This is a genomic window from Salmonella sp. SA15303 (assembly GCF_029962125.1).
GTDB lineage: Bacteria > Pseudomonadota > Gammaproteobacteria > Enterobacterales > Enterobacteriaceae > Salmonella > Salmonella enterica.
Map to the genome: position 1 here is coordinate 316,510 of NZ_CP123924.1, position 16,445 is coordinate 332,954.

The window sequence follows — 16,445 nt, forward strand, 5'->3', positions numbered from 1 at the left end:
CAATAAACATGTACAACTGGGGAGATGTTTATGCGTACGGTTAACTATAGCGAAGCGCGGCAAAATCTGGCCGAAGTCCTGGAAAGTGCGGTGACGGGGGGGCCTGTTACCATCACGCGTCGTGGGCATAAGTCCGCAGTGATCATCAGCGCCGAGGAGTTTGAGCGTTATCAGACGGCGCGAATGGATGATGAGTTTGCTGCCATTATGGCGGTTCATGGCAATGAGCTCAGGGAGCTGGCGGATAAATGACCCTACAACTTATCTCAGCGGAAGAGATAATTCAGTTTCACGACAGGCTTCTCCGCGTTACGCCTGGTGTAACAGGCATGCCTGATCCTGGCCGCGCGGAAGCGCTAATGTACCGGGTACTCAAGCAAATCGAATATGAAGGGGTGACCGACGTGTGGCTGCTGGCGGCAATGCATTTGCTCGCTATATCCCGTGGGCATATCTTCAATGATGGTAACAAACGTACCGCCTTATTTATTACGCTGCTGTTTTTAAAGCGTAACGGGATCTCACTCGCTGCGAATCCGGATTTTGTCGATATGACAGTCGATGCGGCGGCAGGGCGGCTTACGCTGGAGCAAATTGCCGTTCGCTTACGTGCCTGAGACGTTAATCCCGGCGACGCTCCGCCTGGTTGGGTTACGGCATGTGCGCCGCCCCCGAGAATAATGTCGTACCTATCCGTGCCGTAGCTCCCACTTTTCTTTTCCGGCGCTTTCGCTGCCTTGCCATCTCTCTGTCGCCTTACTATCTTTTTTTTGTAATAAAAAAGTTATTTTTCTGTCATTCGAGCATGTCATGTTACCCCCGCGAACATAAAACGCGTGATATCGCGCATCCCGGCACAAAAAGAGAGATAACCGATGATATCGTTACGACATACAGCTTTAGGACTGGCGCTGAGTCTGGCATTTACGGGTCAGGCGTTGGCCGTCACCACTATTCCATTCTGGCATTCAATGGAAGGGGAGTTAGGCAAAGAAGTTGATTCACTGGCGCAACGTTTCAACCAGGCCAATCCGGATTACAAAATCGTTCCGGTCTATAAGGGGAACTATGAACAGAACCTGAGCGCCGGGATCGCGGCATTCCGTACCGGCAACGCGCCGGCAATATTGCAGGTTTATGAGGTTGGGACGGCGACCATGATGGCCTCGAAAGCCATTAAGCCGGTTTATGAAGTGTTTAAAGACGCCGGTATTAACTTTGACGAGTCCCAGTTTGTACCGACCGTTGCAGGCTACTACACCGATGCTAAAAGCGGGCATCTGCTCTCCCAGCCCTTTAACAGCTCCACGCCGGTACTGTACTACAACAAAGACGCCTTTAAGAAAGCCGGTTTAGATCCGGAGCAGCCGCCGAAAACCTGGCAGGAGCTGGCTGACTATACCGCGAAATTGAGAGCGGCAGGCATGAAATGCGGTTACGCCAGCGGCTGGCAAGGCTGGATCCAACTGGAAAACTTCAGCGCCTGGAACGGTCTCCCCTTCGCCAGTAAAAACAATGGCTTTGACGGTACAGATGCGGTGCTGGAGTTTAATAAGCCAGAGCAGGTGAAACATATCGCGCTGCTGGAAGAGATGAATAAGAAAGGCGATTTTAGCTATGTTGGGCGTAAGGACGAGTCTACCGAGAAGTTTTATAACGGTGACTGCGCGATGACAGCCGCGTCCTCCGGCTCGCTCGCCAATATCCGCCAGTATGCCAAATTTAACTATGGCGTGGGTATGATGCCGTACGACGCTGATATCAAGGGCGCGCCGCAAAACGCCATTATCGGCGGAGCCAGCCTATGGGTCATGCAGGGTAAAGATAAAGAAACCTATACCGGCGTCGCCAAATTCCTCGACTTCCTGGCAAAACCGGAAAACGCTGCTGAATGGCATCAAAAAACCGGCTACCTGCCGATTACCACCGCCGCCTACGAGCTGACCCGCGAGCAGGGTTATTACGATAAAAACCCCGGTGCGGATATCGCCACTCGCCAGATGTTGAATAAGCCGCCGTTACCCTTCACCAAAGGCTTGCGTCTGGGCAATATGCCGCAGATTCGTACCATCGTGGACGAAGAGCTGGAAAGCGTCTGGACCGGGAAGAAAACCCCACAACAGGCTTTGGATACCGCAGTGGATCGCGGGAATCAGTTGCTGCGTCGTTTTGAGAAAGCGAGCAAATCTTAAGTGTATAAGTGCCGGATAAGGTGCATGCACCGCCATCCGGCACCTTCCAGGAAAAGAACCTTCATGTCATCATCCCGTCCGGTGTTCCGCTCGCGCTGGCTGCCGTATTTACTGGTTGCCCCGCAGTTGGTTATCACCGTTATTTTCTTTATCTGGCCTGCGGGCGAAGCGCTGTGGTATTCGCTGCAAAGCGTCGATCCGTTTGGTTTTTCCAGCCAATTTGTCGGGCTGGAGAATTTCGTCGCGCTTTTTCACGACAGTTATTATCTCGACGCCTTCTGGACGACGATTAAATTCAGCGCGCTGGTCACGTTTAGCGGCCTGCTGGTCTCGCTGTTTTTCGCCGCCCTGGTGGATTACGTGGTGCGCGGCAGCCGTTTTTATCAGACGCTGATGCTGCTGCCTTATGCCGTCGCGCCCGCCGTCGCCGCCGTATTGTGGATTTTCCTGTTTAACCCGGGGCGGGGATTAATCACCCATTTCCTTGGCGAATTCGGCTATGACTGGAACCACGCGCAAAACAGCGGTCAGGCGATGTTCCTGGTGGTATTTGCGTCAGTCTGGAAGCAGATTAGTTACAACTTTTTATTCTTCTTTGCCGCGCTGCAATCCATTCCCCGCTCGCTGGTGGAAGCGGCGGCCATTGACGGCGCCGGGCCGATTCGTCGTTTCTTCCGGCTTTCTTTGCCGCTTATTGCGCCGGTCAGTTTCTTCCTGCTGGTGGTCAACCTGGTGTACGCCTTTTTCGACACCTTCCCGGTGATCGACGCCGCGACCGCCGGCGGGCCGGTACAAGCCACTACGACGCTGATTTATAAGATTTATCGCGAAGGGTTTACCGGCCTGGATCTCTCGGCGTCCGCCGCGCAGTCGGTAGTGTTGATGTTCCTCGTCATCATTCTGACGGTGGTGCAGTTCCGCTATGTGGAAAGTAAGGTGCGTTACCAATGATAGAGAATCGTCGCGGGCTGACAATATTCAGCCATACCATGCTGATTCTGGGGATCGCGGTCATTTTGTTTCCGCTGTATGTCGCGTTTGTCGCGGCGACGCTGGACGACCGTGCGGTGTTTGAGACGCCGATGACGCTGCTTCCCGGCACGCAGTTACTGGAGAATATCAAAACTATTTGGGTCAACGGCGTCGGTGTTAATAGCGCGCCATTCTGGCTGATGATGCTTAACAGTTTCATTATGGCGTTCAGCATTACGGTAGGCAAAATCACGGTATCTATGCTTTCCGCATTCGCCATCGTCTGGTTTCGTTTTCCCCTGCGTAACCTGTTCTTCTGGATGATTTTTATCACCCTGATGCTGCCGGTTGAAGTGCGTATCTTCCCGACGGTAGAAGTGATCGCCAACCTGAAAATGCTCGACAGCTATGCTGGTCTGACGCTACCGCTGATGGCGTCCGCTACCGCCACTTTCCTGTTTCGTCAGTTCTTCATGACGCTTCCGGATGAACTGGTGGAGGCGGCCCGTATTGACGGCGCGTCGCCGATGCGCTTTTTCCGCGACATCGTGTTGCCGCTGTCAAAAACCAACCTGGCGGCGTTATTCGTCATCACCTTTATCTACGGCTGGAACCAGTATCTGTGGCCGCTGTTGATTATCACCGACGTGAATCTTGGCACTGCCGTAGCGGGTATCAAAGGGATGATCGCCACCGGCGAAGGTACCACGCAATGGAACCAGGTGATGGCGGCAATGCTGCTCACCCTTATCCCTCCGGTCGTAATTGTGTTAGCCATGCAGCGCGCGTTTGTGCGTGGCCTGGTCGATAGTGAGAAATAAAATGGCTGGTTTAAAACTACAGGCAGTAACCAAAAGCTGGGACGGCAAAACCCAGGTCATTCAACCGCTGACGCTGGACGTGGCGGATGGCGAATTTATCGTGATGGTCGGGCCGTCCGGCTGCGGCAAATCAACGTTGTTGCGGATGGTGGCTGGTCTGGAACGCGTGACCAGCGGCGATATCTGGATTGATCGCAAACGGGTCACCGAGATGGAGCCCAAAGATCGCGGCATCGCGATGGTATTTCAGAACTATGCTCTCTATCCCCATATGAGCGTAGAGGAGAACATGGCGTGGGGACTAAAAATTCGTGGTATGAGCAAAGCGCATATTGAAGAACGTGTGCGGGAGGCGGCGCGCATTCTGGAGCTGGACGGCCTGCTTAAACGCCGTCCACGCGAGCTTTCCGGCGGTCAACGGCAGCGCGTGGCAATGGGGCGCGCGATCGTCCGCGAGCCGGCAGTCTTTTTATTCGACGAACCGCTCTCTAACCTCGACGCCAAGCTGCGCGTGCAGATGCGTCTGGAGTTACAACATCTGCATCGTCGTCTTCGTACCACCTCGCTCTATGTTACTCACGATCAGGTAGAGGCGATGACGCTGGCCCAGCGGGTGATGGTGATGAATAAAGGCGTCGCAGAACAGATTGGCACGCCGGTAGAGGTATATGAAAAACCGGCCAGTCGCTTCGTGGCGAGCTTTATCGGCAGCCCGGCGATGAACCTGTTGGATGGCGTTATCAGCGCTTCCGGCGACCGTTTCGAATTGCCTGGCGGTCTGGCGTTACCGATAGGTGCGGACTATCGGGGTCATGCCGGACGTAACATGACGCTGGGTATCCGACCGGAGCATATTGCGTTAAGCTCGCAGGCGGAAGGCGGCGTGCCGCTAACGGTAGATACGCTGGAGATTCTGGGCGCGGATAATCTGGCGCATGGGCGCTGGGGCGATCAGAAACTGGTGGTGCGGTTGGCGCATCAGCAGCGCCCGGCGGCGGGCAGTACGCTATGGCTGCATCTGCCGGAACATCAGCGACATCTTTTTGATGGCGAAACAGGACAACGTGTATGAGTAACTGGCCTTATCCCCACATTGTCGCCCATCGCGGCGGCGGTAAACTGGCGCCGGAAAACACTCTGGCGGCGATTGACGTGGGCGCGCGATACGGGCACACCATGATTGAGTTTGATGCCAAGCTGTCGAAAGACGGCGAAATTTTCCTGCTGCATGACGATAACCTGGAGCGCACCAGCAATGGTTGGGGCGTGGCGGGCGAGTTGAACTGGCAGGATTTATTGCGTGTGGACGCTGGCGGTTGGTTTAGCGGCGAATTTAAAGGCGAGCCGCTGCCGCTGCTCTCGCAGGTGGCGGAGCGCTGCCGTAAACACGGCATGATGGCGAATATTGAGATCAAACCGACAACGGGGAGCGGAAGGCTAACAGGACGCGTCGTGGCGTTGGCCGCCCGCGAACTGTGGGCCGGGATGACGCCGCCGCTGCTTTCTTCCTTTGAGATAGAGGCGCTGGAAGCGGCGCAGGCGGCAGCACCTGAACTGCCGCGCGGGTTACTGCTGGATAAATGGCGTGAAGACTGGCGTGAACTGACGACCCGTCTGGGCTGTGTTTCCCTCCATCTCAACCATAAATTACTCGATGAGACGCGAGTGCAAGAGATTAAAGCCGCGGGTCTGCGGATTCTGGTGTATACCGTCAATCAGCCCCAGCGGGCGGCAGAGCTGCTGCGCTGGGGCGTGGATTGTATCTGCACCGATCGCATTGATGACATCGGCCCTCACTTTCAGTTTTAAGGGCCGTCAGTTTTAAGGGCTGATGGTTTTCAGCGGGATGTCAGGCTGCGGCGTCCCGCTGTCCTGCTGCAACATTGGCTGGGAATGGTTTAGCATCCGGTCCGGATTTCCACTGCCGCTGAGCATTCCGCCCTGCGTATTGGGCAGCGTTTGCTGACCGAGCATACCGTTGCCCGGCTGTCCCTGCTGAACCCGCTGCGTATTGGCATTCAACTGCGACTGTAGATTTTGCTGCTGGCTGCGCGCCTGCGTTTGCATCTGTTGTTTCAACATACCCTGCTGCTGAATCTGCTGCGTTTGCATCTGCGTCTGCATACGCTGCTGGCTGGGGATCTGATAACCTGGCTGATTAGGATTATTCATAGTGTTAATTGGCTGGGCCAATACAGCAAAGGGTAACAAAGCCGTAATAAGTAGTAAGCGTTTCATTGTCGTCTCCTCCCGATGAGGCCTCTTTTTAAGTGTACCTCTATTTCGCCATGATGATGATTTTTTAAGCGTTGTGGGCCAGGATTAAACGGGACATACACCCATTTATCTGGAGAAAAACAACGATGAAACCAACGTTTATGCGCTGGGTGGCGATCGCCGCTCTGCTGGCCGGGGGGACGTTTAGCGCGGTGGCCAATCCTCCCGTCGCGCCGCCAGTCTCCTATGGTGTTGAAGAAGATGTCTTTCATCCTGTGCGGGCGACGCAAGGGATGGTGGCCTCGGTGGATGCAATGGCGACGCAGGTTGGCGTGGATATCTTAAAGCAGGGCGGTAATGCCGTGGATGCCGCCGTCGCCGTGGGCTATGCGCTGGCTGTCACGCATCCGCAAGCCGGAAATCTGGGCGGCGGGGGATTTATGCTGCTGCGCACTAAAGATGGCGCTACCACGGCGATCGATTTTCGTGAAATGGCGCCTGCTGGCGCGACCCGTGATATGTTCCTCGACGATCAGGGTAACGCCGATGCGAAAAAGTCGCTGACGTCGCATCTGGCATCCGGTACGCCGGGTACCGTGGCGGGGTTCTCGCTGGCGCTGGAGAAATACGGCACGATGCCGCTGAATAAAGTGGTGCGTCCGGCGATGAAGCTGGCGGAAGAGGGTTTTGTGGTTAACGATGCGCTGGCCAACGACTTAAAAACTTACGGCAGCGAAGTGATCCTCAACCATGAGAACAGCAAAGCCATTTTCTGGAAAGACGGCGAGCCGCTGAAAAAAGGCGATAAGCTGGTCCAGAAGAATCTGGCGAAAAGCCTGGAAATGATTGCCGAAAACGGCCCGGATGCGTTTTATAAAGGGGCGATTGCTGACCAAATAGCCGGAGAAATGCAGAAGAACGGCGGTCTGATGACCAAAGAGGATTTAGCCAACTATAAAGCCGTTGAGCGTACGCCAATCAGCGGTGACTATCGCGGGTATCAGGTCTTCTCCATGCCGCCGCCATCCTCGGGCGGTATTCACATCGTACAGATCCTTAATATTCTTGAAAATTTCGACATGAAGAAGTACGGCTTTGGCAGCGCCGATGCCATGCAAATCATGGCGGAAGCGGAAAAATACGCCTACGCTGACCGCTCAGAGTATCTGGGCGATCCGGACTTTGTGAAAGTGCCGTGGCAGGCGCTGACCCACAAAGCCTATGCGAAAACGCTGGCCGATCAAATTGATATCAACAAGGCCAAACCTTCCAGCCAGATAAAACCGGGCAAGCTCGCCCCGTATGAAAGCAACCAGACCACCCACTTCTCGGTGGTGGATAAAGACGGCAATGCTGTGGCGGTGACCTATACCCTGAACACCACCTTCGGCACAGGAATTGTGGCGGGAAATACCGGTATTCTGCTGAATAATCAAATGGATGATTTTTCTGCTAAACCCGGTGTACCTAATGTTTATGGCCTGGTGGGCGGCGATGCTAACGCGGTCGGTCCGAAGAAGCGTCCGCTGTCGTCGATGTCGCCCACTATCGTCGTTAAAGAGGGCAAAACCTGGCTGGTGACCGGCAGCCCTGGCGGGAGTCGAATCATCACTACTGTGCTGCAAATGGTAGTGAATAGCATTGATTTTGGCATGAACGTCGCCGAAGCGACCAACGCGCCGCGTTTCCATCATCAATGGTTTCCGGACGAACTGCGGGTAGAAAAGGGCTTCAGCCCCGATACGCTAAAGTTGCTGGAACAGAAAGGGCAGAAAGTGGCGCTGAAAGAAGCGATGGGCAGCACCCAAAGTATTATGGTTGGACCGGATGGTGAACTGTATGGCGCTTCCGACCCGCGTTCGGTGGATGATTTAACGGCGGGATACTGATTTTTAATTCCAGGCCCGGTGTCAGACACCGGGCTATTTGCAGATTATGCCGTGAGTAATCGGGCTGGATTATCAATACAAAGCTTGCGCAGAGTATCGTTGTCTACTCCGCGAGCAGCCAGATAGGCGAGGAAGACATTCGGGACAAACCCCCAGCCATTTCCGCCATTTTTCGCCCACATCTGTTTGAGAAAAACATCATGGCTTAAAACGATTTGGTCGGCGTAACCCAGTGCAATCAGATTCGCTACTGCATCTGCGGTCTCCTGAACGCCCGGCGCGACACCTTCTTTTGGGAAGGTGATGTCCAGACCAATCATGTCAAATTCAAGCCATACGCCACGGTCGAGCATTTTACGTTGATAGACGACATCTTTTCCTGAAGGGTCCGAATGCGCCAGCGAGACTTTTGCCGGAGAGACGTTCATTTCTTCCAGCACGATATCCAGCACCTCATCCCCCAGCCGCAGCCACCCCGGCATATGGATATTCATTGCCGTGTGGGGGTTGTTACATTGTGCCAGAGACGCTGCCCGCAGGCTGTTACGCTCCGCTTGGGTAAACGCGGGGGATACGCCGATTTCACCGATCATGCCAGCGCGAATATCCGTCTCGCCAATACCCTGATTCAGTTCTTTATCAATGAGTGAGGCTAACAGCTCAACAGGTTTATGGATCCGGGTACTTTCAAATTTCTCCAGATAAGGTCCGGATGACGCAACGATATTCAAACCCGTTTTTAAGGCAACTTCTCGCAGCGCTGAGGCGTCCCGTCCAATGGATTCTGATCCGGTGGCGTCGACAATCGTCCTGCCGCCCAAAGACATAAAGTTATTGATTTCGAAGATAACATCATCAATCTCTTTGCGGTCCATGTTATCGGCGCAGCAGTATGGGTCGTGTTTCAGTCCCCACTGCAGGTCAGCACTGACTTTCTTTCCCACCAGTTGCTGTGAAAAAGCATAATGTGGCTCGTCTACGACCGAAGACAGATCGTTAAACAGATGTTCATGCGGTAGCGTCAGCCCCATATCCGTATGCGCCACCGGGCCTGTTACGGTTTGCAGGAAACCTTTCATTCTGACACCTCTATTCTTTGCGCCATTTTGGATGCTCTGTATTCAGGGATGGTGGTCACAATCGCACCGACTAACGCGAACAGCGTACCGATGATGGTGACCAGGTAGACCGTATTGCCTAATGAAGGGATCAATTCATCAATTAGCACTGAGCCAAGCAGTTGGCCTGCTGTTGACGCTACGCCCAGCATCAATAGCCCTAAGCCTCTCACCAGAATCGCCATTAGCCCGATGGACAGCAGACCCAGCGGACCACCGAGATACATCCACCATGTATCGGGTAACTGGATGGTGACATGGCCTAATGCGATACGTATCGCCAGCGCCGCGCCCAGGACACAAAAGCCGACGATGAAGTTCCATGTAATGGACACCAGCATGGAGCCCGTTGCCTCGGCGACTTTCGCATTCCCCGCAGGCTGCCAGCCAGCGAGTAACCCTGCCAAAAAGGGGAGGATAGCGAGCAGGATAAACGAGGTTGAGTGCCACTGTGGCGACACGACAAAAATGGTGGCGATAACGGCGAACAATGCGCCAGTAATGCGCCATGGCGTAAAATATTTCTTCTCCTCCACACCGATGCCAAAACGGTCGCACAGCAGTCCGGAAAGGAGCAGGGCGGAAATTAATGCCGTTTGAAAGGTGGCAACGCCCAGCGCGCTGGCGGATGCGCCTTCAGAAAATACGACCATCGCCCCGCATAATCCTGCAAACCAATTCCATAGCGGGATTTTTCTCTTTTTAATCAGAGTAGGGATTGAGGCGAATTGCTGGCGTGTTTCTTTGCGCGCAATAATAATAAAAAACATGACGACCAGACCGCTGGCAAACGAGATTACTGCGCAAGCATTACCGTCTTGTAACCAATGTCCTAACTGCCCATTAACGGCAGACTGCATCGGGGAAAGCATACCGGCTAAGATGGTGGCAAGCATCAGTAAGGGGGTTGAGTACTTATTCTTGTTCATACATCAATCCTTATATTTTATAAAAGGAGTAACTTTCGTTACTCCATTGTTTTTTATTTTCTGGCGATGAATTGAAGCGTGTTGACCCACAGGTCGGTATAAAACGGCCATGACATAAACTGCTGGGTTCCCCAGTGTGGGGAGCAGTCACTCATAAAGCAGGCGGTTTTACCCTGTTGGTATTCACCGAACACTAACAATGGGTCATTATTTATTGTTAATACGACATCGGCATCGTCTCTGGCGACGGCCTGGTTATATCCAAGAAATACCGGATAATCTGAGAACCCGTTAACAACAGGATGTTCAGGTGAGACAGCCTCAGCACAGATACCCTCGGGCTTTTCTACCCGGTCATCGCCATCAAGCATAATAACTGGCAGAACCTCAGCAAGAACGGTGTTCTTATAATTGGCTTTTGCCTCAATACCCATGAACGACAGATAGCCACCAATCATGAGTAGTCCACCGCCATTTTTGACGTACTCTTTAATGGACTCCAGAGCGTTTGGTTTTATTTTTAGCTGATAAAATGTCTCGTTTTGCAACAGGAAGGTATTACTACCAATGTCGCTAATAACAATAACATCGTAACGGTTTAATTCGTCAATACTCTCTGGAAAGGCAATTTGTACCGTGTGGGCAGGCATGTAATCAATATCAACGCCGCCTTTCCTCAAGCATTCCAGTAACCATGTAGCGCCTTCTTCATATTTACTGGAGGTGAAACTGTCATAACCTTTTGAATGAATCATATGAATATGCCAGGATTCTCCAATAAAGAGCACCTTTAGTTTTTTCTGCGTATTGTTCATAGTCTGCTCCTTGATTTAGTGAGTAGAGATAGTTTGTTTGTAATGTGAACCCTGAATACGATGAAGAACGGAGTCGTTTTCCGGCATATCAGAGGCATTAGGCGTTTCAACCGCAAGTGAGGCAAATGCGCTGGCGTAGCACAATGCGGATGCCAGTGACTTTCCTTTTGCAAGACCAGATGCGAGGGCGCCATTGAAAGCGTCACCCGCTCCCGCCGTATTTTTTACAACTGCCGGAAATGCCGGGGAATAGATGAATTGTGTGCCATCATAAGCAAGCGAACCTTTGCTACCTAATGTAATAATGGTATTTTTGACGCCTTTCTGATGAATAATTTTGGCCGCGCATTTGGCTGATTCGATATCATTAACCGCCATATTGGCCAGCAGGCCTGCTTCCGTTTCATTTGGCGTAATATAATCAATGTTATCAATGATGGTGTTAACCATGTCATTGTACGGCGCTGGATTGATGATGACCGGTATGTCATTTTTTTGTGCGAGACGAATTGTTTGCTGCAGCGCTTCGTAATTCGTCTCCAGTTGGACAAGAACAATATCTGAATGAACAATGGCTTCTTTCTGAATGGTGATTTCATCAGGGGAAATTGTCATGTTGGCGCCAGGGTAGATAGCGATGACGTTATCTCCGGTATCTCCATTCACCATGATGGTTGCTGTACCTGTTTGTGTTTCTTTGGTCTGGTAGATAACACTTTTATGGATTTTTGATGAGTTTATAAAATTAATGGCGTAATCACTAAAATGATCTGAGCCGACTTTAGTAATAAAATGCACATCAGAATCGGCATAGCTTGCTGCTAATGCCTGATTACATCCCTTACCGCCGGGTGAAAAAATAAATTTATCGGCCAGCAATGATTCTCCCGTTGAGGGTAATCTCGGTAGATAACTGATAATATCAACATTGAACGAGCCAATAACACATACATTATTTTTCATGGCAGAGAGACCTTTTTTTATTTTCTGCGCTGATTCATATTTTTCCAGCACATAAGCAATTTCATTTTTTGCGACGTTATCAAGAGAATCAAGGGTAATAAATGCACCACCATGACAGCGAGTAAGATATCCCTGTCCGGCAAGTTCATTGAGATCTGAACGAATAGTTTCCTTTGTTACCTTGAGACTTTTCGCCAGATTTGAAACTTTTACAACTCCCGAAATACTGAGTTCCTTCAATATTCTATGATGGCGTTCAAATTTCATTTTTTACCTCACCGTGGTTAAATTAGTCCCGGGAGGAGTATATTGTTGTGATTGTCACCATAAAGTGATGGCAGAAACCAAAAAAAAACAAAAATGTAATATTAATATTGCTAAAATTACGGAAAAAACGGTGATAAAGCTTAAAGTGGTAATAACCATGAAATTCAGATGGTTATTGTTTTGATATAGGGGAAGTAGGTTGCAATAACTGGAATGTTGTGAAGGTTTGTGACGTTTCGCCCCACAGGGTGGGGCGGGGAAGCGTTATTTCACGCGCGCCATAAAGTACGCATCAACGTACTCACCGTTGCGCAGGCCGTATTTCTTACCGGTGCCTTCGATTTCAAAGCCGTACTTCTTATACACCGCCACGGCGGGCTCGTTATCAACAAACACCGTTAACTCAATACGGTCAACGCGCAGCCAGTTGTCGCACATGTCGATCATCGTGCGGATCAGCGCGCTGGCAATGCCGCGATTGTGCCACCGGGCATCCACGCAGATGCCAAAATCGGCCACGTGGCTGCGGCGAGGACGTTGGGTGACCTGAATAGAAAGATGGCCAACGACAATATCGTCAATGCAGGCAACCAGTTGTTTAACCCCGGCTTGCTCGGTTAGCCGCGCCTGCCACATTTCGAGGGAAGGATGAGGAACCTGTAGCATGTTGTGGTACACCTCCGGCTGGGCGTGGATCTGACGAATGGCATCGTAATCTTTCGGTTCAGCGTGGCGTATCACTATTTCACTCATTCCTTATCTCCTGCAGGGTTAATTGTGTATTTACACTCGCTGAGAAAGAAAATTCCGTCAACCGCATTTTTTTTGCAAAAAGAAGTAGACAACTGCGAATGAGAATGATTATTATTGCCTTGCATTCAGGGGAACCCCTACGGAGAACCTGAAAGCACGACATTGCTCACATTGCTTCCAGTATTATTTTGGCCAGCTTTTGCTGGCTTTTTTTTTGGGTTTTGTTTCAGCCTGGCTTACTTGTCATTTTGTCCCCGGGAAGTGCTCGTGCTCCTCACGTACATTTAGTACGCTCCGGGCCCTGCGCGCTTGCCGTGAACAAACTGACCGCGACGCCGACGGCCGATCTTGAGGCATCTGCTTTTGTAGGCCCAAAAAGGCAACGCCGCATCCGGCAAAGAATCCAACATTCAGTCTCCTCACGCTTTACGCTATGGTGTAGACAATCATCTTCAAAAGGATCGTCTCATGACCTTACACTGCGCATTTATTGGATTCGGCAAAAGTACCACCCGTTACCATCTCCCCTATGTTCTGAATCGGAAAGATACCTGGCATGTCGCGCATATTTTCCGTCGTCACGCTAAACCGGAAGAGCAGGCGCCGCAGTATTCGCATATTCACTTCACCAGCGATCTGGATGAGGTGTTGGGCGATCCGCAGGTAAAACTGGTGATCGTCTGTACGCATGCTGACAGCCATTTCGAATACGCTAAACGCGCGCTGGAAGCGGGTAAAAATGTGCTGGTTGAGAAACCTTTCACGCCGACGCTGGCGGAGGCAAAAGTGTTGTTCGACCTGGCGCGAAGCAAAGGACTGACCGTCACGCCGTATCAGAATCGGCGTTTTGATTCCTGTTTTCTCACTGCTAAAAAAGCGATTGAGAGCGGGAAACTGGGCAAGATTGTCGAAGTTGAAAGCCATTTTGACTACTACCGACCCGTGGCGGAAACCAAACCGGGCCTGCCGCAGGATGGCGCTTTCTACGGACTTGGCGTCCACACTATGGATCAAATTATTTCGCTATTTGGCCGCCCGGATCATGTCGCGTATGACATTCGTAGCCTGCGTAATAAAGCGAATCCGGATGACACCTTTGAAGCGCAATTGTTCTACGGTGACCTGAAAGCCATTGTGAAAACCAGCCATCTGGTGAAAATCGACTATCCGAAGTTTATTGTTCACGGCACCAAAGGTTCGTTTGTGAAATACGGTATCGATCAACAAGAAACCAGCCTGAAAGCGAACATTATGCCTGGTGAACCCGGTTTCGCCGCTGACGAATCCGTCGGCGTGCTGGAGTATGTCAATGACGACGGCGTTACGGTGAAAGAAGAGGTGAAACCGGAAACGGGTGACTATGGTCGCGTCTATGATGCGCTGTACCAGACGTTGACCGTCGGTACGCCTAATTACGTCAAGGAATCTGAAGTTCTTACCAACCTGGAAATCCTCGAACGTGCCTTCGAACAGGCAACGCCTGCGACGATAACCCTGGCTAAATAGCCCTTACAGACTCCTCTGCGCTTATTCATATTTTTTGAACAGAGGAGTCAATTTTCACCCTCTATGATCCCGGACGGAATGAGTCCACACTTATTCCATCGAAAACATCTGGGGGTGAACACAATGATCTACTTACGCAAAGCAAACGACCGCGGTCATGCGAATCATGGCTGGCTTGACTCCTGGCATACCTTTTCTTTTGCCGATTATTACGATCCGAACTTTATGGGGTTCTCGGCGCTGCGTGTGATTAACGACGATGTGATCGACGCAGGCCAGGGTTTCGGCACGCATCCGCATAAAGACATGGAAATTTTGACCTATGTACTGGAAGGCGCCGTAGAACACCAGGACAGTATGGGCAATAAAGAACAGGTTCCGGCCGGTGAATTCCAGATTATGAGCGCCGGGACCGGCGTTCGCCACTCCGAGTACAACCCGAGCAAAACGGATCGTCTGCGGCTGTACCAGATCTGGATCATTCCGCAAGAAACCGGCATCACGCCGCGCTACGAACAGCGCCGCTTCGACGCCGCGCAGGGCAAGCAACTGGTGCTTTCGCCAGATGCTCGCGATGGTTCGCTGAAGGTCCACCAGGATATGGAGCTGTACCGCTGGGCGCTGCTCAAAGATGAGCAGTCGGTGCATCAGATTGCCGCTGAGCGCCGCGTCTGGATCCAGGTGGTAAAAGGTAACGTGACCATTAACGGCACCAAAGCCACCACCAGCGACGGCCTGGCGATTTGGGATGAGCAGGCAATCTCGATTCATGCCGACAGCGACAGTGAAGTGTTGCTGTTTGACTTGCCGCCAGTTTAACGTGCTGTAACCTTTTGTAGGCCGGATAAGACGCGAAAGCGTTGCCATCCGGCTTTTCATCGTTTGTCATTAATTCCGCATGTCCGTGGTAAACTGGGCAAATCTATCCCTTTTATACCTTTCAGGACGATGAAAAAGAAAAGACCCGTACTTCAGGATGTGGCCGACCGTGTGGGCGTGACCAAAATGACGGTCAGCCGTTTTTTGCGTAATCCGGAGCAGGTCTCCGTCGCGCTGCGGGGTAAAATTGCGGCTGCGCTTGATGAGCTCGGGTACATTCCTAATCGCGCGCCTGACATTCTTTCCAACGCCACCAGTCGCGCCATTGGCGTTCTGCTGCCGTCTTTAACCAACCAGGTCTTTGCGGAAGTGTTACGCGGCATTGAGGCTGTCACCGACGCGCATGGTTATCAAACCATGCTGGCGCACTACGGCTATAAACCGGAGATGGAGCAGGAGCGCCTGGAATCGATGCTCTCCTGGAATATCGACGGCCTGATCCTCACTGAGCGTACCCATACGCCGCGCACCTTAAAAATGATCGAAGTCGCCGGGATTCCGGTGGTGGAACTGATGGACAGCCAGTCGCCGTGTCTCGATATTGCCGTCGGTTTTGATAACTTCGAGGCCGCCCGTCAGATGACCGCCGCGATTATCGCGCGTGGTCATCGTCATATCGCCTATCTGGGGGCGCGCCTCGACGAACGTACTATCATCAAGCAGAAGGGCTATGAACAGGCGATGCGGGACGCAGGGCTGGTTCCTTACAGTGTGATGATGGAGCAATCTTCATCCTACTCTTCCGGTATCGAACTCATGCGCCAGGCGCGACGCGAATACCCACAGCTTGACGGTATTTTTTGCACCAACGATGACCTGGCGGTGGGGGCGGCCTTCGAATGCCAGCGCCTGGGGCTAAAAATCCCGGACGACATGGCGATCGCCGGGTTCCACGGTCATGACATCGGCCAGGTGATGGAACCGCGTCTGGCAAGCGTCCTGACGCCACGCGAGCGAATGGGCAGCATTGGCGCGGAACGTCTGTTGGCCCGCATTCGCGGCGAAACGGTCACGCCGAAAATGTTAGATTTAGGTTTCACCTTGTCACCGGGCGGATCTATTTAGTCTGACAACTTTGAAGTAGCTCACACTTATTCACTTTTGGCACGAATGGTCATTGCGTC

The 16,445-nt window shown here is 52.1% G+C and carries 17 protein-coding genes; 11 read left to right on the forward strand and 6 right to left on the reverse strand.

Annotated features, from left to right (window positions below):
• Window positions 1-30: 30 nt before the first annotated feature.
• The 7 genes from QEN31_RS01455 to ugpQ all read left to right on the forward strand — a co-directional run bounded on the left by QEN31_RS01455 (window position 31) and on the right by ugpQ (window position 5,794).
• On the forward strand, window positions 31-252 hold the full coding sequence (locus QEN31_RS01455) for a type II toxin-antitoxin system Phd/YefM family antitoxin (protein WP_001520924.1): 222 nt from the start codon (window positions 31-33) through the stop codon (window positions 250-252).
• Complete coding sequence (locus tag QEN31_RS01460) at window positions 249-617, forward strand: type II toxin-antitoxin system death-on-curing family toxin (RefSeq protein WP_001521773.1); 369 nt, start codon at window positions 249-251, stop codon at window positions 615-617. The genes QEN31_RS01455 and QEN31_RS01460 overlap by 4 nt, the downstream gene beginning before the upstream one ends.
• A 258-nt stretch (window positions 618-875) precedes the next feature.
• Complete coding sequence (gene ugpB / locus QEN31_RS01465) at window positions 876-2,192, forward strand: sn-glycerol-3-phosphate ABC transporter substrate-binding protein UgpB (RefSeq protein WP_099949595.1); 1,317 nt, start codon at window positions 876-878, stop codon at window positions 2,190-2,192.
• Between the two features lie 63 nt (window positions 2,193-2,255).
• Entirely contained in the window at window positions 2,256-3,143 is an 888-nt protein-coding gene (gene ugpA, locus QEN31_RS01470) for a sn-glycerol-3-phosphate ABC transporter permease UgpA (protein ID WP_000099303.1), read from the forward strand.
• A complete protein-coding gene (gene ugpE / locus QEN31_RS01475) occupies window positions 3,140-3,985 on the forward strand; it encodes a sn-glycerol-3-phosphate ABC transporter permease UgpE (protein ID WP_000572196.1) in 846 nt (281 codons plus the stop codon). The genes ugpA and ugpE overlap by 4 nt, the downstream gene beginning before the upstream one ends.
• Before the next feature lies 1 nt (window position 3,986).
• A complete protein-coding gene (locus QEN31_RS01480; protein ID WP_000907838.1) occupies window positions 3,987-5,057 on the forward strand; it encodes a sn-glycerol-3-phosphate import ATP-binding protein UgpC in 1,071 nt (356 codons plus the stop codon).
• A complete protein-coding gene (gene ugpQ / locus QEN31_RS01485) occupies window positions 5,054-5,794 on the forward strand; it encodes a glycerophosphodiester phosphodiesterase (RefSeq protein WP_000073548.1) in 741 nt (246 codons plus the stop codon). The genes QEN31_RS01480 and ugpQ overlap by 4 nt, the downstream gene beginning before the upstream one ends.
• Window positions 5,795-5,806: 12 nt before the next feature.
• Here the strand turns inward: ugpQ and QEN31_RS01490 are convergent, their stop codons facing one another.
• Window positions 5,807-6,223 carry a DUF2756 family protein gene (locus QEN31_RS01490; protein ID WP_000826041.1) on the reverse strand — a complete coding sequence of 139 codons (417 nt, stop codon included), beginning with the start codon at window positions 6,221-6,223 and terminating at the stop codon, window positions 5,807-5,809.
• Between the two features lie 125 nt (window positions 6,224-6,348).
• On the opposite strand from QEN31_RS01490, the gene ggt reads away from it, so the two are divergent.
• On the forward strand, window positions 6,349-8,091 hold the full coding sequence (gene ggt / locus QEN31_RS01495) for a gamma-glutamyltransferase (protein WP_099949596.1): 1,743 nt from the start codon (window positions 6,349-6,351) through the stop codon (window positions 8,089-8,091).
• A gap of 44 nt (window positions 8,092-8,135) precedes the next feature.
• Here ggt and QEN31_RS01500 read toward each other — a convergent pair whose 3' ends face one another.
• The 5 genes from QEN31_RS01500 to yhhY all read right to left on the reverse strand — a co-directional run bounded on the left by QEN31_RS01500 (window position 8,136) and on the right by yhhY (window position 12,936).
• On the reverse strand, window positions 8,136-9,170 hold the full coding sequence (locus QEN31_RS01500; RefSeq protein ID WP_000675710.1) for a phosphotriesterase family protein: 1,035 nt from the start codon (window positions 9,168-9,170) through the stop codon (window positions 8,136-8,138).
• Window positions 9,167-10,138 (reverse strand): DMT family transporter, encoded by a 972-nt coding sequence (locus tag QEN31_RS01505; RefSeq protein WP_001038948.1) that lies wholly within the window; start codon window positions 10,136-10,138, stop codon window positions 9,167-9,169. Before QEN31_RS01505 ends, QEN31_RS01500 begins: the two co-directional genes overlap by 4 nt.
• A 53-nt stretch (window positions 10,139-10,191) precedes the next feature.
• On the reverse strand, window positions 10,192-10,953 hold the full coding sequence (locus tag QEN31_RS01510; RefSeq protein WP_001066509.1) for a glutamine amidotransferase: 762 nt from the start codon (window positions 10,951-10,953) through the stop codon (window positions 10,192-10,194).
• Window positions 10,954-10,968: 15 nt separating this feature from the next.
• A complete protein-coding gene (locus QEN31_RS01515; protein WP_000667440.1) occupies window positions 10,969-12,183 on the reverse strand; it encodes a PfkB family carbohydrate kinase in 1,215 nt (404 codons plus the stop codon).
• Window positions 12,184-12,447: 264 nt separating this feature from the next.
• A complete protein-coding gene (gene yhhY, locus QEN31_RS01520) occupies window positions 12,448-12,936 on the reverse strand; it encodes an N-acetyltransferase (RefSeq protein ID WP_001290276.1) in 489 nt (162 codons plus the stop codon).
• Between the two features lie 468 nt (window positions 12,937-13,404).
• Between yhhY and QEN31_RS01525 the strand changes: the two genes are divergently transcribed.
• From QEN31_RS01525 to gntR, 3 genes are all read left to right on the forward strand, one after another.
• A complete protein-coding gene (locus tag QEN31_RS01525) occupies window positions 13,405-14,442 on the forward strand; it encodes an oxidoreductase (RefSeq protein ID WP_000172397.1) in 1,038 nt (345 codons plus the stop codon).
• 123 nt (window positions 14,443-14,565) lie between these two features.
• Window positions 14,566-15,261: a pirin family protein gene (locus QEN31_RS01530; RefSeq protein ID WP_000639789.1), complete on the forward strand. Its 696-nt coding sequence runs from the start codon at window positions 14,566-14,568 to the stop codon at window positions 15,259-15,261.
• 129 nt (window positions 15,262-15,390) lie between these two features.
• On the forward strand, window positions 15,391-16,386 hold the full coding sequence (gntR, locus tag QEN31_RS01535) for a gluconate operon transcriptional repressor GntR (protein ID WP_000730239.1): 996 nt from the start codon (window positions 15,391-15,393) through the stop codon (window positions 16,384-16,386).
• Window positions 16,387-16,445 lie beyond the last annotated feature (59 nt).